Origin of the sequence: Pseudoflavonifractor sp. MSJ-30, from assembly GCF_018918045.1 — a bacterium.
In the GTDB taxonomy this organism is placed as follows: Bacteria; Bacillota; Clostridia; order Oscillospirales; family Oscillospiraceae; genus Faecousia.
This window is the reverse complement of sequence record NZ_JAHLPU010000034.1, coordinates 17,763-37,492: the sequence shown is the minus strand read 5'-3', so window position 1 is coordinate 37,492 and position 19,730 is coordinate 17,763. Positions and strand designations below refer to the sequence as shown.

The window sequence follows — 19,730 nt, the reverse complement described above, 5'->3', positions numbered from 1 at the left end:
GGCAGGGGCGTGAATCACGGATACAGAAAGGAAATGGAATGAACACCCAATTGAAAAAGGTCCAATCTCTGACCTCCGGCAGCATCCCGGACTCCATTCTGCGCTTTGCGCTGCCCCTGTTCCTGGGGCAGCTTCTGCAGCAGTTTTACAATATGGCGGACGCCTGGGTCATTGGCAATTTTGCAAGCAACAATGCCTTCGCCGCTGTCAGCAGCGGCGGCAATCTGACCTTTATGATTATCGGCTTTTTCAGCGGCATCGGTGTCGGCGGCGGCGTGGTCATCTCCCGCTACTTCGGCGCCCAGGACAAGGCGAACACCCAAAAAGCCATCCATACGGACTTCTTTTTCGGCATTGCCGCCTCTGTCATTGCCACAGTGGCGGGATTGTTGATTGTGCCCAGGATGCTGGTCTGGATGAAAACCCCGGAGGATGTGCTTCCTTACTCCTTGCAGTATTTCCGGGTGTACTTCGGCGGTGTGACCACCATCGTGCTGTACAACATCTGCATGTCCATCATGCAGGCCCAGGGCGACAGCCTGCGGCCGCTGTACTACCTGGGCATTTCCTCCGCGACGAACGTGGTGCTGGATCTGCTGTTTGTAGCCGTGTTCCACTGGGACGTCACCGGCGCTGCCGTGGCAACGGTCATTGCGCAGGGCCTCAGCGTGGTGCTGTGTCTTGTCCGGATGCTCCGGGAGCCGGAGGAGCACCTGCGCCTGAATCCGCGCCTTATCCGCTGGGACAAAGAGATGATGTCCCGGATCATCCGGCAGGGATTGCCAACGGGCGTCCAGAACGCTGTGATCGGTCTTGGCAATGTGGTCATTCAGTCCAACGTCAATTCCTTCGGCGCCTACGCCATGAGCGGCCTGGGGGCCTACAGCAAGGTGGAAGGCTTTGCTTTCCTGCCTGTGACTGCCATGAGTATGACGCTTCCCACCTTCGTCAGCCAGAATCTGGGCGCGGGCAACATCGAACGGGCCAAGAAAGGCTCTCTTTTCGGCGTTCTCTCCGCTATGATCGCGGCGGAAATCATTGGCATTATCCTGTACATCTCGATTCCGCAGCTGCTGAAGCTCTTTATCAGCGATCCGGAGGCCATCGTCTACGGCATTATCCACGCGCGAATTGACACGCTCTTTTACTGCATGCTGGCCTTGGCCCACTGCGCGGCCGGCGTTCTCCGGGGCTGCGGCAAATCCACGGTGCCTATGGTGGTCATGCTGGGCTGCTGGTGCGTGCTGCGGAGCATCTATGTGACGGTCATTCTGCAATTCATCCACGAATTCCGCATGATCTCCTGGGCCTACCCCCTGACCTGGACGGTCAGCTGCATTCTCTTCGTTATCTACATCTTCCGCCTGAACTGGAACAGGGCGGCGGAAAGGCTGTAACAGAGAAGGGGCTGTTTCACTATGCACTTTAATGGGTCAAAATAACCAAAAATGAAATGTCATTGCGAGCCAGTGACCGAGTCACTGGTGTGGCAATCCCCCGGATAGACGTAAAATCTAGGACTTTCTAACGTAGATGTTTGAAAATCGGGGGGATTGCCACACCAGCGTGCGCGCTGGTTCGCAATGACATTGTTCTCTTTGGGCACTTTGCTATTTTGAGACAGTCCCTTTTTTTGCCATTATGGAATATTTTCCGTATACCGGCACAATGGGTAGCCGGTGCAGCCGTAGAAGGCGCCGAAGCGGCCACGGCGTTTGGTCATGGGGGCGCCGCAGAGAGGGCAGAGCTTCTCCGGGGCGGCGTTTGTCTCCGGCTCCCGGGCCAGGCGCTCGAAGACCTGCTGGTTCATCCGGCAGTCGTTCAGGGCCCGATGGGCGCCGGATGTGGAAAGGCCATAGTGCTCCGCCAGCGCCGTCAGCCGGTAGGTTTGGAGCCCTGCCAGGCGGCAGCGGGCATAGCGCAGGGTATCCACATAGTCATTGCCCGGTACCAGGCCGAACCGGGTCCGGCAGTCCCGGGCAAGGAATTTCAGGTCGAACCGCTCAATGTTGTGGCCCACCAGAATATCGTTGCCGAAGAAGTCCAGGAACCGCGGAAGAATCTCCTCCATGGTCGGGGCGTCGGACACCAGTTCGTCCGTGATATTGTTCACTTGACTGGCTGCCCAGGGGATGGGTCTGCCGGGGTTGACCAGTGACGAGAAACTATCCACAATTTTCCCGCCCCGGACCTTTACGGCGGAGATTTCGATCACATCGTCGCAATTGCAGGAAATTCCGGTGGTTTCCAGATCGAACAGCACATAGTCCGGGATGTAGCGGTTCAGATTCTTTCCCTGAGCGGAAGCAAGCATACAAAAGGTTCTCCAATCTCTCTTTTGCGGACAGTATACCGCCCATAGGCAATTCTGTCAAGTTTGGCGAGGCTATTCCGCCTTTTTGTCATAGATTTCCGCTACCTGCTCCAACAGTTCCCGGATGTGTAAATGCTGGGGGCAGATATTCTCACATTGGCCGCATTTTATGCAATCCGAGGCTTTTCCGCCGTTCCGGGTGTGGACGTCGTAATAGAATTCGCCGTTCCAGTCGCTGTAAATCTGGCGGGCATTCAGGACGGCGAAGAGATCCGGAATATGGATCTTCCTGGGGCATCCGGCCTCGCAGTAGCGGCAGGCGGTACAGGGAATCAGATGCATGCCCCGGAACACCCGGCAGACCTCGGAAAGCGCCTTCCGCTCCCGGTCGTCCAGAGGTTTGAAATCCGTCATGTAATCCGTGTTGTCCCTGAGCTGTTCAATGGAACTCATACCGGAGAGCACCATTTTGATGCCCTCAAAGCCCGCGGCGAAGCGGATGGCGTAGCTGGCGTTGCTGCCGCCATGAAGTTCGTCCAGAATTTTCCGGGCCTTCTCCGGCAGCTGGGTCAGCCGTCCACCCTTGACCGGCTCCATGACCAGTACAGGCTTTCCGTGCTTCCGGCAGACCTCGTAGCAAAGCCTGCTTTGAATGGCCGGATCTTCATAGTCCAGGTAGTTGAATTGGAGCTGGACGATTTCAATCTCCGGGTGCTCCGTCAGAATCTGGTCCAGAAAGTCTGCCGTGTCGTGGAAGGAAATGCCCACATGGCGGATCTTTCCTTCGGCTTTCAGGGCAAAGGCAGTCTCATAGGCATGGCACTGCTGATAATGGTCGTAATTCTCCCGGCACTGAGAGTGCATCAGGTAGAAATCGAAGTACTCCACGCCGCAGTCCGTCAGCTGGCTTTCAAACAGCGGGCGGATATCCGCCTCGGTTTTGAAGTAATTCCCGGAGAGCTTATCCGTCAGAAGGTAGCTTTCTCTGGGGTGACGGCTGGTCAGGCAGGTGCGGATCAGCGTCTCCGCCTTGCCGTCCAGATAGCCCCGGGCCGTATCGAAATAGTTGAAGCCCCGGCGCAGAAACAGGTCTACCATATCGCAGGTCTGAGGAATGTCCGCCTGCCCATCCTTCATGGGCAGACGCATGAAGCCGAAGCCTAACTTTTTTTGCATTTTTTCCATAGGGTTACTCCTTCTTCCTTGCCAATTCCAGAATTCCGGACATTTTTTCGCAGATGGCGTTGTAATTTTCCCGCCTGTGGGGACGCAGGCAGCGGGAGCAGTCCTTGATGCCATCTTTGGTATAAGTAAAGCTGCCGCCACAGTTTTCTCCCAGGGCGTACAGAGGACAATAGCAGAAAATGCAACTGAAGGTTTCAGGGTCAGCCCCCTTGTGGCAGGGAAAATATTCACATTTTTTGTGCTGGAAAAAATCGTAATTGGGCATTGCTCTGCCTCCTTATGCAAATACATTCCAGGGAAACGCCTGGGGCGGCTCCTTGGAAAATTCCATTTTTTTGCCGGTTGCGGGGTGGGCAAAGGTCAGACGGCAGGACCAGAGGGCGATCTCGCAGGGATCGTTCCTTTCGGAATACTTCCGCTCTCCCACCAGCGGCATTCCGCGGCTGGCAAACTGCACCCGAATCTGGTGTGTGCGGCCCGTATGCAGACGGATGCGGACCTTGCTCATCTGCTCCGCCGTTTTCAGGACTGCATAGTCTAGGACCGCTTCCTGGATTCCCCTGGCTTCCTTTTCCGCTACAAAGGTCATGCGCCGGGCCTTGTCCCGGCCAAGGAGGTCCCGGAAGGTGCCGGAGTGCTCCCGCGGTGCGCCATGGACGACGGCCAGATACTCTTTCCCAAAGGACCCTTCCCGGATCTGCCGGGAAAGCTCCGAAGCGCTGGCAGCGTTCCGGGCCAGCACCATCAGACCGCTGACCACCCGGTCCAGCCGGTGGACCGTCCGCACATCCGCTTTTTCGTCTCCCAACGCCTGCCGAACAAGCTCCGGCAGCCCCCCCGGCTCGTCCGTAGACAGCACCCGGGCGGGCTTGACGCAGACCAGAATATCCGCGTCGCTGTATAGAATCTCCATGACTTCACCTCGTTTCCCTTATTGTAGCAAAGCTGTTCCAGGTTTTCAAGAAAGAGTTTTTGCACGGGAATGGGCATGCGTTTAAAACCGTATGATGGGAACAGGTGTTGCGGATCACGCGGCGTTGGTGTATAATTGCATTGGTAAAGATTTTACCATACGGTGCGGCGCCCGGTTTCATGACTGGAACGAATTGATGAAGGGGATTAAAGGCATACATCAGTTTTTCTGGAAGGGAAAAGATGCATGCCTGGTTGCCATGTTGAAAATATCATGTATGCTGTTGTAAAAAGGGAGGATGTACCAATGGAAGTGTTTCAATCTGTGACAACGTGCCCCCAAAATGGCATGATAGATGCACGTTACCTACATCTGGAAGCGGAATTTTTCGAACTGGAAAAGAATCAGTCGGATTTTTTACTTAGGTCATTTGTGATTTGGTGTGAGTCTTTCTTTTCGGAACAATTTGTTGTCGACTGGTATTGGAAAGAAAAAAATGTCAAGGTAGAAACGTTACTGGACAGAATAAAGCAGGAAGACACTTGCTTTGCTGGTGTTGAAGCGGCGGTTCAATGCGAGAGAATTTATAATAAGAAAACATTCCGTGCATATAAGAAAGAACTTTGGTATCCAACAACATGTGGCAAGAGAGATACAGAAATATTTGAGGATTATTTTGAATTTTACAGAGAACGGGTAGCCCAAATCAACAACAAACAAATTGAATGGATAGATGCCATTTTATCCTTTTTTTACGAGCCCAATCGGATTGCTCAGACAACAATTCAACGTCTGGAGGCTGAGGGATATGTTACAAGAACACCATATTTTTCAAATGCCCACTTATTCAATGGGGAAATAGGGTTATCTATTCCCATATTCTGCCTGAATAAGCAGGTTTCAAGCGTGGCGGAGCAGTTTGCGATATTTCTGAACGAAATATCCTGCCAAATAGCAAATATGAACGGGCGCGTGGCTGTAACGCCAATAGATTATCCCTCTAAATGTAGCGGGCATATGAAGTATTTCGGCAACGAATCACGTTTGCAATTAGGACCGATACCCAATGGCTACTTTCCAATAGAGTGGTATCCGTACTACTATATTTGTGGAGCGGAATGGTTTAACGTCATTTCACCATTGGCGCAAACACATTTGCCGATGCTATTCAACGATGCTGAAAATACACCTGAAATTTTGGTAAAGAAGCATTCCAATGGAAGCGTTAACTTGAAACTGCAGATGGACCCGGATTTGGTTGATGTCAGTGATCTGCGAAAAATGAGAGATCTACTGTACAATGGGCTATATCCCGGGGTGGAAAGAATGACAAAGAAATAATTTCTAGACCCGCAGCGCACGGGCCTTCTTTCAAAGCCAAGAATGAAATGGGAAATTCTCCCAATCCATGAAGAGGAAATAATTGAGACAGAGGATGAGATTCTTTTTGTCCACGCCCCTTGTAAGGATGACAACGTATAATTGCCTTATCAGGAAGACCTGTTGATGTGGGGTAATTGCAGAAAACCGGGATGGTGCCCTCAGGCGTCATCCCGGTTTGTGCTATTCTTCGGGAATCCGGGCATACTGCCGTCAGGAGGGATTTGTATGACCCAAAAACAGTATGCCAAGCTCGTAAAAGAAATCAGCCCCAGATCCCATATCGGGAAGGACTGCCTGTTTGCCTTTGTCATCGGCGGGCTGATCTGCCTGCTGGGGCAATGCCTGATGACGCTTTACGGCACCATGGGAGCCGGCAAGCAGGACGCGGGGACAGCCGCCTCCATGACGCTGGTTGCCCTTTCCGCCCTGCTGACGGGATTGAGCCTGTATGACGATATCGCCAAAATTGCGGGAGCCGGGACACTGGTTCCCATCACAGGCTTTGCCAACGCCATCGCTGCCCCGGCCGTGGAGTTTCAGACTGAGGGTTTTGTTCTGGGCGTAGGGGCTAAAATGTTCACCATAGCGGGGCCGGTCATCGTCTATGGACTCAGCGCCTCGGTGGTCTATGGGGTAATCTATTTTTTTGCGACGCTGTAAAAGGCGGCTGCAAAACTGCGGGGGTGCTGCTAACTTACAAGTTGCGGCACCCCCGAAATGGTTATTGCCTTTGAAGCGGAACCCCGGCAGTTACCCCCGGTCTGCCGTCAGCTCCAGGTACAGGTTGCGATACTGCCAGGCGGAGTTCTCCCAGGAAACGTTCTTGTCCATATCCCGCTGGACCATTTCGTCCCAGCAGTAGCGGTTGGTGAAATAGAAGGTCTTGGCCCGGTTGATGGCGTCCAGCAGAAGGCCCGGATCGTATCGGTCGAAGGTGAAGCCGTTGCCGTCGTGGGTGAATTCGTTGTGGGGCTGCACGGTGTCCTTCAAGCCGCCGGTTTCCCGGACGATGGGAATGGTGCCGTAGTGCATACCGATGAGCTGGGTCAGGCCGCAGGGCTCGAACTTGGAGGGCACAAGCAGGGCATCCGCGCCGGCGTAGATCCGGTGGGCCCGGCCTTCGTCATACATGATGTTGGCACAGAGGTTACCCCTGTAGGCGTTTTCATAGTACCGGAAAGCATCCTCATAGCCCTTGTCGCCGGTGCCGAGGACAACAACCTGGGTGTGCTCGTCCATGATCTGGGGCAGAATGGCGTTTACCAGATCCAGACCCTTCTGGTTGGTCAGCCGGGAGATCAGGCCAATGACAAACTTGTGGTCGTCCTGCCATAGCCCAAGCTCCTCCTGCAATGCCCGCTTATTCTCCTTCTTCCGGGGCAGGACGTTGGTGATGTCGTAATTGGTGTGCAGCATGGGATCCGTCCAGGGGTTCCAGATGTCGTAGTCAATGCCGTTGACGATGCCCCGCAGCTTGCCGGAGTGGTAGCGCAGGTGGGCGTCCAATGTTTCGCCGTACTCCGGGGTCTGAATCTCTCCGGCGTAAGTATTGCTGACGGTGGTGATCATATTGCAGTAGGTCAGGCCGCCCTTGAGCATATTGGCGTCCAGCCAGTTCTGGGACAGGGCGTCCTTGTTGAATACGAAGTTCGGAAGCCCGGACCAGTAGCGAATGGTGGGGATGTTATAAACACCCTGGAAGCGCAGATTGTGGATAGTCAGCATGGTTTTGGCCCGGCTCAGGGGCGTGGTCTGGAACAGGGTCCGCAGATATACGGGCACCAGCGCCGCCTGCCAGTCGTGGCAGTGAATCACATCCGGAATCCAGTCCATGTAGTTCAGGGCCGCCAGAGCGGCCTTGGAGAAGAAGCAGAACTTGGGGATATCCCCGATGATGCTGGTGTAGGGGTTGCCGTCGGAGAAAAATTCCTGGTTGTCAATGAAATCATAGACAACGCCGTCCCAGACGTATTCCATGATGCCTACATAAAAGCTGCGGCCATCGCTGCACAGGGGCATCTGGAATTCGCCCCGGTAGACCATTTTGCACTGGTACTCCCAGGGAATGCAGGCATAGCGGGGAAGAATGACTTTCACGTCGCAGTTCATCCGGGACAGAGCCTTGGGCAGGGCATACATCACGTCTGCCAGACCGCCGGTTTTTACAAAGGGATAGCATTCCGAGCCGATGAAGACGACGCTTCTTCTGGGGCCGGGCTGGGGTATGAAATAGGATTCAGGCATAGACTTGGCCTCCTCTTGAATGGGTTCCGGAACGGTTTCAGCCGTTTCCGGGGCAGTTTCGATGGGCATTTCCAAAACGGGGACTTCCGGCGCGGAGATGTCCTCCGCCGGTGCTTCCTGGGCCGATTCTCTGGGCAACTGGGGGGCTGTCTCCGGCTTTGTAATATCTTCAGCCTTTGGCGCGGGTGCCTTTCTGGCGCGCTGACGTTTGGGCGCTTCGGCAGTCTTCACCTCCGGGGCGGTTTCTTTGGTTCGGGAAGCGGCCTTGGAGGACGCGCGCTTCCTGGGGGCGTCGGCGGCCGCTTTATTTGCTCCGCGCTTTTTGGCGGGCTTTTCTGCCGGTTCGGTTACGGCAGCTTCCTTGGTATTCGGCATGGGTTTTTACCTCCTGAATTTACACAGAATCAACAAATCAAAATGGGTCGAATCCGGGAATACATGGGAAATCTTACAAACCCTACCCTAAGTATAATACATCTTTCGGGGAAATGCAATCGGAATAATTTCAGAAGTTTTCGGAAGAACATATTTACAGAAGCGGCATATGTGTGGTATGATACAAAAAAGACGGAATCAAGAGGTTTTCATGATGGATTATATCGTTTTGGATATGGAATGGAATCAGCCCTGGCCCGGGTCCCCTTCTTCCCAGAAGCAGCTTCCCGTTGCCATCCGGGGGGAGATCATCCAGATCGGCGCCGTCCGGGTCACGGAAGCGGGACAGGTTGCGGATGAGTTCCAGATCATGGTGCGGCCCAAGGTCTACCGGCACCTGAACCGCCGGGTCAGCAAGCTGACGGGCATCAAGGAGACCCGGCTGCGGGAGGAGGGGGTGCCCTTTCCGGAGGCCGTGGAGCGGTTCCGCGGCTGGTGCGGCGAGGATATCACTTTCCTGACCTGGGGGTTTGACGATATCGGCATTCTCCGGGAGAACCTGCGGCTGTACGGGCTGGATGAAAGCTGGACAGGCCGCTGGTATAACGCCCAGATGATTTTCAATGCCCAGACCGACGGCTCCACCTCCCAAAAGGCCCTGAAGACCGCCATGGAGATCTGCGGTATTGAAGCCAGCCGCCCGGCCCATGACGCCCTGGGAGATGCCTATCATACGGCGCTGATCTGCGCAAGGCTGGACCTGGAGCGTGGAAAAATGGAATATGACACAGCCCTGCGGAACCATGAAAACGGCTTCCATGGGGCAGAGCTGCCCGGCTGCATCCAGCGGGAGGTCTTCCGGGATCTGCCGGATAAGACCGCGGCTCTGGCCGCCATGTCCGGGCCGGAAAATCTCTGCCCGGAGTGCGGGCGGCAGATGCTGGGCTCCCGTTGGTTCGCACAGCCGGGCCACCGGTACATGGATCTGGCAACCTGCCCGGAGCACGGGAAGTTCCTGATCCGTATCCGGCTCAGCGAGCAGCCGGACGGCATGGTGCGGGTCAGCCGCTTGACCTATGAGGCTACCTCCGAGGCCGCCGAGGCCTACGCCCGCCGGGCAGAAAAGGCTGACCCCGAGGAGCGCCCCCGCCGCCGGAGAAGAAGACGCTCCCGCGGGGCCGGAAAGCAGAAAACAGAATGACCGGGGAATCCCACCGGATACGGGCAGCTTGCCCGGAAACCAGAAAGGCGTGACGTTTGCGGCCACGTCTTTTTGTTTTGGAAAAATTTCTCCGCCCGAGCGTGAAAATCCTACTGTATGGATGTAAGGCCTTACAATCAAAAAGAGTGACCCAAGGAGTAACCCATGGAAGATTTACAGATCATCGAGCTTTTCTTTCAGCGCTCTGAGGAAGCCGTTTCGCAGACGGACCGAAAATATGGCCGATTTTTGCGGAGTGTTGCCGGGCGGATTCTTTCCGTCCCGGAGGATTCCGAGGAAGTCGTAAACGATACCTATCTGGCGGCCTGGAACAAGATCCCGCCGGAGGTGCCCAAAGCGCTCAAATACTATTTATCCCGCATTACCCGCAATCTGGCCCTGAGCCGGTTTGACTATGGGAACGCCCAAAAGCGTTCCGCCTTCGCGGAGGTCGCCATTTCCGAGCTGGAGGAGTGCATTCCGGATCCGGCCGCGCAGCCGGAGATGCGTGCCGAACAGCGGGAGTTGGCGAAGACCCTGAACCGGTTTTTGTCCCGCCTGAGCGGAACCGACTGCGCCCTGTTTGTGGGCCGATACTACTATAATCGGACAGCGGCGGAGCTGGGGGGAAAGTACGATATGCGGGAGTACCAGGTAAAATACCGGCTGAAAAAGCTTCGGGCGGAACTGAAACGGTTTCTGGAAAAGGAGGGCTATACACAATGACCGGAAAAGACCTTTACGGCGCAATGAGCGGTATTGAGGATCGATATCTTGCTATGGCGGATGCTCCAAATAAGGAGGATATTTCTATGAAAAAGCACAGCGGTAAGATTCGGTATTTTTTGATTGCGGCAGTGCTTGTCAGCCTGCTGGGCGTTACAGCCTATGCGGTAACGGCGAGAATTCAGCTGAACACCAAGCGGTATATGCAGGGAACCGGGGAAAGTGTGGAAGCAAATGTCTCCGCGCCCTATGAGGCGGAAATCAATTTTCAATCGACTGCCGATACCTATGAGGGCCTGCAAACGTATTGCCCCACCTGGCTCCCGGAGGGCTACCATCTGCGTTTTGTCAGTGCCAAGGCCTATGGACACCAGACACTGCACTTTGCAACGGCATCGGACGAAAGCGCACTTGTGCTGGAGACGACCCGGGGAGACAACGCCACCGACCTGGTGCTTGAAAGCGTCACGAAGGAAGAAAGCATCACCGTGGGGAGCATTCCCGGAACACTGTATACCTGCACCGGCGGTGAGCGGGTGCTGCTCTGGACGGATGAGGACCGGGGCGTTGGCTTCATGTTGCTGACGGGAGATACGGAGCTGGATCTGATGCGGGTTGCCGAGAGCGTCCGGCCGGATCCGGACCTGAAACCCACCAATGAAGACCGTTATCAGCTGGCACTGGAGGAGCTGGGGGACTATCAAATTACCGGACTGCCGGAAAACTACCCGGAGACGGAATTCATTGCCAGCCCCAGGGAAGATGGCAGCGGTTGGTTCGCCTACGTGTATCGCTGGTACATTGATGCCAAGAAAAATACCACTGTGGAACTGGAATATGAAACGTTCCTGCTGAATGGTGACAAGGATGGAGATTCTGCCCAGGATTCAGAGCCGGTTCCCGAGACCCCGGATACAATTCTCAAAATGAACGGCGGCGGAGAAGCCGCAACGGTTCAGGGAATGCCTGCCGCTGTAACCCAGGGACACATTGTCTGGGTGGATTGGGAGAACAAGGTAGTCTTTCAGATCACTGCGGATAGCATGACCGCTGACCAGCTGCAACAACTGGCGGACAGCGTTCAAAAGGTCAAATAACGCGCAAAAGACGTTCGGTCCAAATTTTTGGATCGAACGTCTTTGCATCCTCAGAAAAACAGCTTTGCAGTCCAGGCGGCGGCGGTAAACCCTACCAGGTCCGCAAACAGGGCGGCGGGGAGGGTGTAGCGGCTGCGGCGGATATTTGCGGCTCCAAAATAAACGCTGATGGTATAAAAAGTGGTCTCCGTGGAGCCAAGCATGATTGCCGCTGTCCGGCCAATTTGGGAATCCACACCGTAAACGCCCATCAGGTCTGTGGCCACAGCCAGGGCGGCACTGCCGCTGATGGGCCGCACCAGCACCAGCAGAGCGCATTCCACAGGAATACCCAGGAACGAAAAGACCGGTGATAAGAACCGCTGCAAAAGTTCCGCCGCCCCGGAGGAGCGGAACAGTTCTACGGCGGTAAGCAGCATAATGAGGGTGGGGAGAATATCTTTGAGAAGCCGCAGCCCCTCCGCCCCTCCCTCCAGCAGCAAGGCATAGCTGTTTTCCTTTTTCCTCAGGGCCAGGCCCGATGCCAGCAACAAAATCACGGGAACCAGATAGTCCGTTAAGACTTCCATAGCTTTCCCAGGGCCGTGGCGGCGGCCACTCCCAGCCCGGCGGAGAGAAGGCTTGTCAGCCATACCGCCGGGAGAATATCAAAGGGCCGGGGGCAGCCCAGGGCGGCCCGGAGGGCGGCCACATTGGTGGGCAGCAGCTGAATGGAGGCGGTGTTTAAAACCACCAGTCGGCACAGCTGGTCCCCGGCGGTTGGAGAACCCGGGGGCTTTAATGCTTTGGCTGCCCGGATGCCCATGGGAGTGGCGGCGTTGCCCAGCCCCAGGAGATTGGCGCAGATGTTGCCGCAAAGAGATTTGCGAAGATCAGGATTCTTCCGGCTGTCCGGAAAGACCCGCCCCAAAACAGGGTCCAGAAGCCGGGACAACGCCTCCATGACTCCGTTTGCCTCCAGCAGCCGCCCCACTCCGGACCACAGACACAGCCCCCCGGCCATAGAAATGGCCACCGTCACCCCCGACTGCGCCCCCCTCATAGCCGCCGCCGCAAGCCCGCCGCCTTTGCCGGTCAGTGCCGCCGAAAGAATGCTGACGGCAATAAGACCTGTCCAAATCCACCCCAAAACCATGTTTCCGCCCCCTTCGAAACAAGCCTATGCCGGGGCCGGGGAAAAAGAACGGATTGATTATAGGGGCGTCTTGGGGTATAATCATCAGAAAATACAGTATCTTTTCAGAGTCGTGACAATAACCAGGGAAGCTCTGAGTAATAAGGGCGTGAGACAGATGGAGCAATTATTGATCGTTGAAGATGATATTGGTTTGAATCAGGGCTTATGCAAAGCACTGAAAGCAGAGAATCGGCAGATCATTTCCTGCCAGGACCTGAAAACGGCGAAAGAGCAGCTGCTTTTCGGCGGAGTATCCTTGATTTTGTTGGATATCAATCTGCCGGATGGCAGTGGGCTTGAACTGCTCCGGGAGGTCAAGGAAAACACACCCGATATTCCTGTCATTCTGCTGACTGCCAATGACACCGATCTGGATATTGTAGACGGATTGGAACGAGGGGCTGACGACTACATTACCAAGCCTTTTTCTCTTTCGGTTTTGCGGGCAAGGGTCAATACCCAACTGCGAAAGAAAATGACCATCCATAAAAACACACCGATTCAGATCGACCATTTTTCCTTTGACTTTGGAACCATGACCTTTTGTGTAGGGGAAGCCAAGGTGGAACTGAGCAAAACAGAGCAAAAACTGCTGCGCTTGCTTGTGGAAAACCGAGGGAGAACCATGACCCGTGGAGATCTTGTAGACCGGATTTGGACAGACGGCGCAGAATATGTGGATGAAAACGCTTTGTCTGTTACGATCAAGCGTTTGAGAGATAAACTTGGCGCACAGGAATATATCAAGACTGTTTATGGAATCGGGTATAGCTGGGTAAAGAAAGAGGAATGAGATGGGAATTGCTGTTATACTGCTGTGTTTTCTGGCAGCGGCAGTTATTGTGTTTTGGAATCAAAGAAAAGCCAGAAAAACCATGGAGACAATCGAGAAAATGTTGGATGCCGCCATGGCCGGCTCCTTTTCTGAAAGCGGTTTTGATGAAAGCAAACTGTCTGCACTGGAAACGAAGTTTGCGCATTACCTTTCCGCGGCAGAAACTTCTTCACGGAATGTGGCACAGGAAAAGGATAGGATCAAATCTCTGATTGCGGATATTTCGCATCAGACAAAAACGCCGATTGCAAACCTGCTGTTATACAGTGAACTTTTGATGGAAGAAGATCTTCCTCCATCGGCAAAAGCAAATGTGGATGCGCTATATGATCAGGCGGAGAAATTGCGATTTTTGATTGATTCGCTTGTGAAGCTGTCCCGGTTGGAGAATGGGATTCTTTCTCTGTCACCGCAGCCCACGGCATTACAGCCACTACTTGGGGGAATTGCGGAACAATATGCTGCCAAAGCTGCTGAAAAAGGATTGTCTTTGCAACTGCATGATACAGATACTGCTGCTACCTTTGATATGAAATGGACAGCAGAAGCACTGGCGAATGTGGTAGACAATGCCATCAAATATACAGAGCATGGCGTGATCACGATTTCTGCTGTGAGCTATGAAATGTTTGCCAGGATCGATATATCGGATACCGGCCCTGGCATCCCGGAAAGTGAACGATCCAAAATCTTCACCCGGTTTTACCGTTCAAAGAATGCGGGGGAACAGGAGGGCGTTGGAATCGGCTTGTATTTAGCACGGCAAATCCTATCCGGCGAGGGCGGCTATATCAAGGTCTCTTCCATTCCCGGCAAAGGAAGCACTTTTTCTGTGTTTCTGCCGAAATAGCATCCATTCTTTCAAAACTGTTAGAATTCATTTCCAACCGGAAAGAATGTGGAAAGAATCCTATGCCATAATCTGTATGTATCAAAGGAGGACTTCTTTGCGTACATACAGATTTTTTTCATGGAGGTACCCGTTTATGGAAATTTTACAGGCAAAGAACCTGAGAAAAATTTATGGCACTGGCAATAATGCGGTTCATGCGCTGGACGGCGTTGATTTGAGTGTGGAGAAAGGCGAATTTGTGGCAATCGTCGGCACATCCGGCTCCGGAAAATCCACACTGCTGCATATGCTGGGCGGGCTGGACCGCCCTACCAGCGGCACGGTCTTGGTGGACAGACAGAATATTTTCTCCTTGAAAGAGGAAGCCCTGACCATCTTCCGCCGCAGGAAAATCGGCTTTGTATTTCAGAGCTACAATCTTGTTCCGGTGCTGAATGTGTATGAAAATATCATTCTTCCCATTGAACTGGACGGTGGCAAAGTCAACAAGGACTTTGTTCAGCAGATCGTGCAGACACTGGGACTGGAGCAGAAGCTGGATGCTCTGCCCAGCCAGCTTTCCGGTGGTCAGCAGCAGCGTGTAGCCATTGCCCGTGCATTGGCCGCCGCTCCGGCCATCATTCTCGCTGACGAACCCACAGGCAATCTGGATTCCAAAACCAGCCAGGATGTATTGAGCCTTTTGAAAGTTACCAGCCAGAAGTTCGCCCAGACCATTGTAATGATCACCCACAACGAAGAAATTGCGCAGATGGCAGACCGCATTATCCGTATCGAAGATGGACGGATCGTCACCCGGAACTAACAGGAGGTGGCGAAAATGAATGTCAAAAACAGAAAATGTATCCGAAAACTAAGTTGGCGTTTTTTATGGGCATCCCGGAAGCGCAACATGATCGCAATTATCGCTATTGCCCTGACTGCGCTGCTGTTTACCTCGCTGTTTACCATCGTCATGTCCATGAATTCCAGTTACGAAATGTACACGTTCCGTCAGGTCGGCGGTTACTGCCACGGAACCTTTAAGGAAGTGACAGAAGAACAGATCGAGAATATATCAGCCCACCCAAACGTAAAAGCCACTGGAAAACGTATTACCATTGGATATATGGACAGTGGGATTTTTGCGAAAGCCCCTGCCGAAGTTAGCTTCATGGATGACAATTGCACCGAATGGAGTTTCGCAGAACCCACCACAGGACATGTCCCACAGGGAAGAAATGAAATCACCATGGATACCTATACCTTAAAGCTGTTGGGTGTTGCGCCTGAACTGGGTGCGGAAATTGAACTGTCCTTTACGGTGGGTTCTTTATCCGCAATGCCTTATGAGAAAACAGATAGGTTTACTCTGGTTGGCTGGTGGGAATATGATGATATCAGTCCCGTTCACTATATCAATATCAGCGAACAATACGCAAAGGAAATCGAAACCGAAGCCCTGTCCAAGGGATTGGAACCGTTCCGTGTTGATTTGAATGTGATGCTGGCATCCGGCATCAACATCCGGGGACAGATGGAGCAGGTGGATCAGGACTTGGGGTATGCCTGGGACGAAACGGGGGAAGGGGAGCTTGTGCGCATCGGTGTAAACTGGGGCTATACATCTTCTCAGCTTGGCGAAAGCATGGATGCAGCAACGCTCCTGGCGATTGTCGCTTTCCTTGTGCTGGTGATCTTTACAGGGTATCTCATCATCTACAACATTTTTCAGATTTCCGTTACCGGGGATATTCGATTCTATGGTTTGCTGAAAACCATCGGTGTCACCCCCCGGCAGCTGAAGCGCATTATTCGTCAGCAGGCACTGTTTTTGTGTGTTGCAGGCATTCCCACCGGTTTGCTGTTTGGATACGGTGTCGGTGCGTTTCTGACACCAGTCATAATGGCACGGACCACTTTTGGTGCCGGCGTTTCTACCGTCAGCACTTCACCGCTCATTTTCCTCGCTTCTGCGCTGTTTGCGCTCCTTACAGTGATGCTCTCCTGCGCCCGTCCGGGGAAAATCGCTTCAAAGGTCTCTCCGGTGGAAGCAACAAAGTATACGGAAACTGTAAAAAGCAAAAAGAAACAGCGTAGCACCCGTGGCGCAAAAGTATATCAAATGGCATTTGCCAATTTGGGTCGCAATAAAAGAAAAACGGTTCTTGTAGTAATCTCTCTTTCTCTTTCCGTGGTACTTCTCAACATCCTGGTCACTTTTACCGGGGGCTTTGATATGGAAAAGTATCTGGCCAAGCAAACCTGTGCGGACTTTATCGTCAGCTCTACAGACTATTTTCGGTACAATTGCTCCGAAAGCTATATTTCTCAGGAGCAGATAGAGCAAATAAAAGCAAATACACGGTCATCTCTTTCAGGATGCGGCTATCAATTGCTAGGCTCGAAATCTTGGATAACAGAAGAAGCATGGCGTGCAGAGCGTTCCAGATTCGGTTTCTCGGAAACGCTGGAATCGGAACTGGCCATGACGGCCCACCGAGGAGAACTGGTTGGTGCTGAAGCCCAAATCGAAGGATTGGACGAAAGCCTGTTTGAAAAGCTGACGGTTGTAGAGGGAGATCTGGCTCCTTTGTTTCAAGAAGGCAGCAATGCAATTGCCATGGCGGTTTCTACAGACGATTACGGCAAGGTGTCCATTTCGGAACAATACCCGCGTATCGGTTCTCCACAGACCATCAGCTATGTGGAGGATGGCTATTACATTGACAGTCGAACGGGCAAAAAATGTGAGGAATCCACACCCCAGGAATTTCTGCAATACTACGTTTCCCAAAGCCGTGATGTGAACTATACCGTCTGCGCTTATGTGACGATACCCAACTCCATGAGTTACCGATATGGTACATTCGGACACCGTTTTCTTCTGCCTGTAACAACACTGGCGCGGGACAGTCAACAAGAGCCGGTCCCCTTATTCTGGCTGTTCGATACCCCGGATATGGCCGCAGAAGATGCTGCGGAAAGCTATCTTTCGGAACTTACAGCCAATGATTTATCGCCACTGATGTACGAAAGCAAGACCACCCTCCGTGCAGAATTTAAGAGCTATCAGAATATGTTCCTGCTGTTGGGCGGCCTGCTCTGCGCCATCATTGGGCTTGTGGGTGTTCTCAACTTCTTCAATGCCATTATGACAGGAATTATTTCTCGAAAGAGAGAATTTGCGGTATTACAGGCAGTAGGTATGACCAACAAACAGTTAAGAGCCATGCTGATCTACGAGGGCCTGTTTTATGCACTCAGTTCTGCCGCCGCAGCACTTGTTCTTTCTTTCGTGCTGAATCCTTTGGTCGGTGATCTTCTGGAGCATATGTTCTGGTTCTTCAGCGCAAGGTTTACAATCGTTCCTGTTTTGCTTGCCATACCGATGTTTGCACTGCTGGGATGGCTGATTCCTGGTGTTATGTATAATCACACTGCCAGATGCAGCATTGTGGAACAGTTGAGAGATACCCAATAGAATCCAACAACGAAAAAGCAGAGGGCCGCATATCCAATCAAATCATATTCAAAAGAAAAGAATTATAAAAAGCACCGGGAAGCCGAAGAAATCGGACCTTCCCGGTGCTTTTTTATAAGGAAATCTTGGGGTCATTCTTCTTCCAACGCCAGAGCGTAAACGGTGTTTTTGGGCAGCCCCAGTTCTGTGGCGGTTTGCTTTACCGCATCCTTACGGGATAGACCCTGGGAAAGAAGTTCTTTTACCCGGGCGGCGGCATCGGCTTCGGAGGGGGCTTCTTTGACCTCCTCAGGGGCACCGGCCAGGATAAGGACGAATTCGCCCTTGGGGGCGGTTTCGGTGTATTTGGCGATGGCTTCCCCCAGGGTGGTCCGGACCACCTCCTCGTGGAGCTTGGTCAGTTCCCGGCAGAGGCTGATGGGCCGGTCAGGGCCAAAGGCCTCTGCCATATCCTGCAGGGTGTTCAGCAGCTTGTGGGGAGCTTCGTAGAAAATCATGGTTCGCTGCTCGCCCTTTAAGCTGTCCAGGTGTTCCCGGCGGCTTTTCTTGGCGGTGGACAGAAAGCCCTCAAAGCAGAACCGGCCGGTAGACTGGCCGGAAATGCTCAGGGCGGTGATGGCGGCGCAGGGACCGGGGATGGCGCAGACCGTAATGCCCGCGGCGGCGCACTGCTTCACCAAATCCTCTCCCGGGTCAGAGATGGCAGGGCTTCCGGCGTCGGAGACCAGAGCGCAGGTCTCCCCGGACAAAATCCTATCCAGAATTTTCTCGCCCTTGAAGGACTTGTTGTGCTCATAGTAGCTTACAAGGGGCTTTTTCAGTTCCAGATGGTTCAGGAGCTTCAGCGTCACCCGGGTATCCTCTGCGGCGATAAAGTCCGCGCTTTCCAGAGTTTCCCGGGCGCGTTTGGAGATGTCTCCCAGGTTCCCGATAGGGGTGGGGACGAGATACAGCATTCCGGCCATAGGGGCCTCCTATTCTATATATGGTAGATGGATTTGTATTCTTCGGAAGGACGTCCGTATTCGTCCGTCAGCGTCAGTTCCCGGAAGATAAGACCGGGCTTTCCACCCTTGCGCAGCCGCAGAAGGATCAGAATGATGGGCCCGTTCGGACGGTGCCGTACCAGACACAGCTCTTTGGCTTCCAGGGAAAAGGAACCTGCCCGGGCGATGATCTCCCCCAGTCGCTCCGGGCGGTGGACAAGAAACAGGTCTCCGCTGTATTTCAGGGCCCAGGCGGCGCTTCGCAGCAGCTCCCGGATGGTGCAGCAGTCCTCCCGCCGGGCCAGGGGCAGAGCGGCGCTTTGGGGACCGGCGGAAAAATAGGGCGGATTGGAGACGACGGTTGTGAAGATTCCGGGGGAAAGCAGGGAGGGAACTTGCCGGATGTCCACGCATATACTTTCCATGCGGTGCTCCAGACCATTCCGGCCGATGTTCTCAAGGGCCGCCCGGTGGGCCTGCTCTGTCAGTTCAATGCCGGTAACGCGGCATTGTTTTTCCCGGGCGCAGAGCAGCAGCCCAAGGGTACCGCAGCCGGAACCGAGGTCCAGAACCCGGGCGTTCCTGGGCAGTTTCGCAAACCAGCTCAGGAGCATGCTGTCCGTGCTCAGAGGGAAGCAGCCTTCCGGTACATCCAGGGTAAAGCCATTCAAAAGTGTTTCCAAGTTGTGTTCCTTATATTGAAAACCGGCCTGCGCAGGACGCAGGCCGGTGGTTTCCGAAGAATTAGCCTTCCTCGATAGCATCAGCGGGGCACTGATCGGCGCAGGAACCGCAGCTGACACAGACATCGGGATCGATTACGTACTTGTCTTCGCCCTCGGAAATAGCCTCAACGGGGCACTGCTCAGCGCAGGAACCACACTTCAGGCAAGCATCGGTAATTTTGTAAGCCATGAAAAATACCTCCTATCGTTTTTTCGGTGTGCATTCTCACAATGCACCTATATTCTAGCATGG

Annotated in this window: 20 protein-coding genes; 10 read left to right on the top strand and 10 right to left on the bottom strand. The window is 53.6% G+C overall.

What is annotated here, in order from left to right; genetic code table 11:
• The first annotated feature begins 38 nt into the window (after positions 1-38).
• Positions 39-1,397 carry an MATE family efflux transporter gene (locus tag KQI10_RS05435; RefSeq protein WP_216566395.1) on the top strand — a complete coding sequence of 453 codons (1,359 nt, stop codon included), beginning with the start codon at positions 39-41 and terminating at the stop codon, positions 1,395-1,397.
• A 242-nt stretch (positions 1,398-1,639) separates the two neighbouring features.
• On the opposite strand, the gene KQI10_RS05430 is transcribed toward KQI10_RS05435, so the two are convergent.
• The 4 genes from KQI10_RS05430 to KQI10_RS05415 all read right to left on the bottom strand — a co-directional run bounded on the left by KQI10_RS05430 (position 1,640) and on the right by KQI10_RS05415 (position 4,412).
• A complete protein-coding gene (locus KQI10_RS05430) occupies positions 1,640-2,314 on the bottom strand; it encodes a PolC-type DNA polymerase III (protein ID WP_216566394.1) in 675 nt (224 codons plus the stop codon).
• Positions 2,315-2,386: 72 nt separating this feature from the next.
• Positions 2,387-3,499 (bottom strand): aldo/keto reductase, encoded by a 1,113-nt coding sequence (locus KQI10_RS05425; RefSeq protein ID WP_216566393.1) that lies wholly within the window; start codon positions 3,497-3,499, stop codon positions 2,387-2,389.
• Positions 3,500-3,503: 4 nt separating this feature from the next.
• Positions 3,504-3,764 carry a cysteine-rich small domain-containing protein gene (locus KQI10_RS05420; protein WP_216566392.1) on the bottom strand — a complete coding sequence of 87 codons (261 nt, stop codon included), beginning with the start codon at positions 3,762-3,764 and terminating at the stop codon, positions 3,504-3,506.
• A gap of 12 nt (positions 3,765-3,776) precedes the next feature.
• A complete protein-coding gene (locus tag KQI10_RS05415; protein ID WP_216566391.1) occupies positions 3,777-4,412 on the bottom strand; it encodes an RluA family pseudouridine synthase in 636 nt (211 codons plus the stop codon).
• A 306-nt stretch (positions 4,413-4,718) separates the two neighbouring features.
• Between KQI10_RS05415 and KQI10_RS05410 the strand changes: the two genes are divergently transcribed.
• Positions 4,719-5,753, top strand: a complete 1,035-nt coding sequence (locus tag KQI10_RS05410) for a hypothetical protein (RefSeq protein WP_216566390.1) — start codon at positions 4,719-4,721, stop codon at positions 5,751-5,753.
• Between the two features lie 267 nt (positions 5,754-6,020).
• The gene (gene spoVAC / locus KQI10_RS05405) at positions 6,021-6,455 is read left to right on the top strand and encodes a stage V sporulation protein AC (protein WP_216566389.1); all 435 of its coding nucleotides are present in this window, start codon (positions 6,021-6,023) and stop codon (positions 6,453-6,455) included.
• A 90-nt stretch (positions 6,456-6,545) separates the two neighbouring features.
• On the opposite strand, the gene KQI10_RS05400 is transcribed toward spoVAC, so the two are convergent.
• Positions 6,546-8,414: a glycogen/starch synthase gene (locus tag KQI10_RS05400; protein WP_253285167.1), complete on the bottom strand. Its 1,869-nt coding sequence runs from the start codon at positions 8,412-8,414 to the stop codon at positions 6,546-6,548.
• Between the two features lie 214 nt (positions 8,415-8,628).
• Between KQI10_RS05400 and KQI10_RS05395 the strand changes: the two genes are divergently transcribed.
• The 3 genes from KQI10_RS05395 (at position 8,629) to KQI10_RS05385 (ending at position 11,438) form a co-directional block, all read left to right on the top strand.
• Positions 8,629-9,615: a 3'-5' exonuclease gene (locus KQI10_RS05395; protein WP_216566388.1), complete on the top strand. Its 987-nt coding sequence runs from the start codon at positions 8,629-8,631 to the stop codon at positions 9,613-9,615.
• Positions 9,616-9,780: 165 nt separating this feature from the next.
• Complete coding sequence (locus tag KQI10_RS05390) at positions 9,781-10,341, top strand: RNA polymerase sigma factor (protein ID WP_216566387.1); 561 nt, start codon at positions 9,781-9,783, stop codon at positions 10,339-10,341.
• Entirely contained in the window at positions 10,338-11,438 is a 1,101-nt protein-coding gene (locus KQI10_RS05385) for a DUF4367 domain-containing protein (RefSeq protein ID WP_216566386.1), read from the top strand. Before KQI10_RS05390 ends, KQI10_RS05385 begins: the two co-directional genes overlap by 4 nt.
• 50 nt (positions 11,439-11,488) lie before the next feature.
• Here KQI10_RS05385 and KQI10_RS05380 read toward each other — a convergent pair whose 3' ends face one another.
• Both KQI10_RS05380 and KQI10_RS05375 read right to left on the bottom strand, forming a co-directional pair.
• A complete protein-coding gene (locus KQI10_RS05380; RefSeq protein WP_216566385.1) occupies positions 11,489-12,007 on the bottom strand; it encodes a spore maturation protein in 519 nt (172 codons plus the stop codon).
• Positions 11,995-12,573 carry a spore maturation protein A gene (locus KQI10_RS05375; protein WP_216566384.1) on the bottom strand — a complete coding sequence of 193 codons (579 nt, stop codon included), beginning with the start codon at positions 12,571-12,573 and terminating at the stop codon, positions 11,995-11,997. The genes KQI10_RS05380 and KQI10_RS05375 overlap by 13 nt, the downstream gene beginning before the upstream one ends.
• A gap of 157 nt (positions 12,574-12,730) precedes the next feature.
• Here KQI10_RS05375 and KQI10_RS05370 point away from each other — a divergent pair, with 157 nt between their 5' ends.
• The 4 genes from KQI10_RS05370 to KQI10_RS05355 all read left to right on the top strand — a co-directional run bounded on the left by KQI10_RS05370 (position 12,731) and on the right by KQI10_RS05355 (position 17,766).
• The gene (locus KQI10_RS05370; protein WP_216566421.1) at positions 12,731-13,408 is read left to right on the top strand and encodes a response regulator transcription factor; all 678 of its coding nucleotides are present in this window, start codon (positions 12,731-12,733) and stop codon (positions 13,406-13,408) included.
• A gap of 1 nt (position 13,409) precedes the next feature.
• Positions 13,410-14,300 (top strand): sensor histidine kinase KdpD, encoded by an 891-nt coding sequence (locus tag KQI10_RS05365; RefSeq protein WP_216566383.1) that lies wholly within the window; start codon positions 13,410-13,412, stop codon positions 14,298-14,300.
• A 136-nt stretch (positions 14,301-14,436) separates the two neighbouring features.
• Positions 14,437-15,108 (top strand): ABC transporter ATP-binding protein, encoded by a 672-nt coding sequence (locus tag KQI10_RS05360; RefSeq protein ID WP_216566382.1) that lies wholly within the window; start codon positions 14,437-14,439, stop codon positions 15,106-15,108.
• Positions 15,109-15,123: 15 nt separating this feature from the next.
• Positions 15,124-17,766 (top strand): ABC transporter permease, encoded by a 2,643-nt coding sequence (locus KQI10_RS05355; RefSeq protein ID WP_216566381.1) that lies wholly within the window; start codon positions 15,124-15,126, stop codon positions 17,764-17,766.
• A 131-nt stretch (positions 17,767-17,897) separates the two neighbouring features.
• On the opposite strand, the gene rsmI is transcribed toward KQI10_RS05355, so the two are convergent.
• From rsmI to KQI10_RS05340, 3 genes are all read right to left on the bottom strand, one after another.
• Entirely contained in the window at positions 17,898-18,731 is an 834-nt protein-coding gene (gene rsmI / locus KQI10_RS05350; RefSeq protein WP_216566380.1) for a 16S rRNA (cytidine(1402)-2'-O)-methyltransferase, read from the bottom strand.
• A 14-nt stretch (positions 18,732-18,745) separates the two neighbouring features.
• On the bottom strand, positions 18,746-19,435 hold the full coding sequence (locus KQI10_RS05345) for a tRNA1(Val) (adenine(37)-N6)-methyltransferase (RefSeq protein WP_216566379.1): 690 nt from the start codon (positions 19,433-19,435) through the stop codon (positions 18,746-18,748).
• A 61-nt stretch (positions 19,436-19,496) separates the two neighbouring features.
• Positions 19,497-19,667, bottom strand: a complete 171-nt coding sequence (locus KQI10_RS05340) for a DUF362 domain-containing protein (RefSeq protein ID WP_216566378.1) — start codon at positions 19,665-19,667, stop codon at positions 19,497-19,499.
• Between the last annotated feature and the right edge of the window lie 63 nt (positions 19,668-19,730).

Bases quoted from the DNA above. Each gene is read 5' to 3' on its own strand.
- KQI10_RS05385 (WP_216566386.1), top strand. From the start codon at position 10,338: ATGACCGGAAAAGACCTTTACGGCGCAATGAGCGGTATTGAGGATCGA.
- spoVAC (WP_216566389.1), top strand. From the start codon at position 6,021: ATGACCCAAAAACAGTATGCCAAGCTCGTAAAAGAAATCAGCCCCAGA.
- KQI10_RS05420 (WP_216566392.1), bottom strand. From the start codon at position 3,764: ATGCCCAATTACGATTTTTTCCAGCACAAAAAATGTGAATATTTTCCC.
- KQI10_RS05380 (WP_216566385.1), bottom strand. From the start codon at position 12,007: ATGGAAGTCTTAACGGACTATCTGGTTCCCGTGATTTTGTTGCTGGCA.
- KQI10_RS05415 (WP_216566391.1), bottom strand. From the start codon at position 4,412: ATGGAGATTCTATACAGCGACGCGGATATTCTGGTCTGCGTCAAGCCC.
- KQI10_RS05400 (WP_253285167.1), bottom strand. From the start codon at position 8,414: ATGCCGAATACCAAGGAAGCTGCCGTAACCGAACCGGCAGAAAAGCCC.
- KQI10_RS05430 (WP_216566394.1), bottom strand. From the start codon at position 2,314: ATGCTTGCTTCCGCTCAGGGAAAGAATCTGAACCGCTACATCCCGGAC.
- rsmI (WP_216566380.1), bottom strand. From the start codon at position 18,731: ATGGCCGGAATGCTGTATCTCGTCCCCACCCCTATCGGGAACCTGGGA.
- KQI10_RS05425 (WP_216566393.1), bottom strand. From the start codon at position 3,499: ATGGAAAAAATGCAAAAAAAGTTAGGCTTCGGCTTCATGCGTCTGCCC.
- KQI10_RS05355 (WP_216566381.1), top strand. From the start codon at position 15,124: ATGAATGTCAAAAACAGAAAATGTATCCGAAAACTAAGTTGGCGTTTT.
- KQI10_RS05365 (WP_216566383.1), top strand. From the start codon at position 13,410: ATGGGAATTGCTGTTATACTGCTGTGTTTTCTGGCAGCGGCAGTTATT.
- KQI10_RS05375 (WP_216566384.1), bottom strand. From the start codon at position 12,573: ATGGTTTTGGGGTGGATTTGGACAGGTCTTATTGCCGTCAGCATTCTT.
- KQI10_RS05370 (WP_216566421.1), top strand. From the start codon at position 12,731: ATGGAGCAATTATTGATCGTTGAAGATGATATTGGTTTGAATCAGGGC.
- KQI10_RS05435 (WP_216566395.1), top strand. From the start codon at position 39: ATGAACACCCAATTGAAAAAGGTCCAATCTCTGACCTCCGGCAGCATC.
- KQI10_RS05395 (WP_216566388.1), top strand. From the start codon at position 8,629: ATGGATTATATCGTTTTGGATATGGAATGGAATCAGCCCTGGCCCGGG.
- KQI10_RS05360 (WP_216566382.1), top strand. From the start codon at position 14,437: ATGGAAATTTTACAGGCAAAGAACCTGAGAAAAATTTATGGCACTGGC.
- KQI10_RS05410 (WP_216566390.1), top strand. From the start codon at position 4,719: ATGGAAGTGTTTCAATCTGTGACAACGTGCCCCCAAAATGGCATGATA.
- KQI10_RS05340 (WP_216566378.1), bottom strand. From the start codon at position 19,667: ATGGCTTACAAAATTACCGATGCTTGCCTGAAGTGTGGTTCCTGCGCT.
- KQI10_RS05390 (WP_216566387.1), top strand. From the start codon at position 9,781: ATGGAAGATTTACAGATCATCGAGCTTTTCTTTCAGCGCTCTGAGGAA.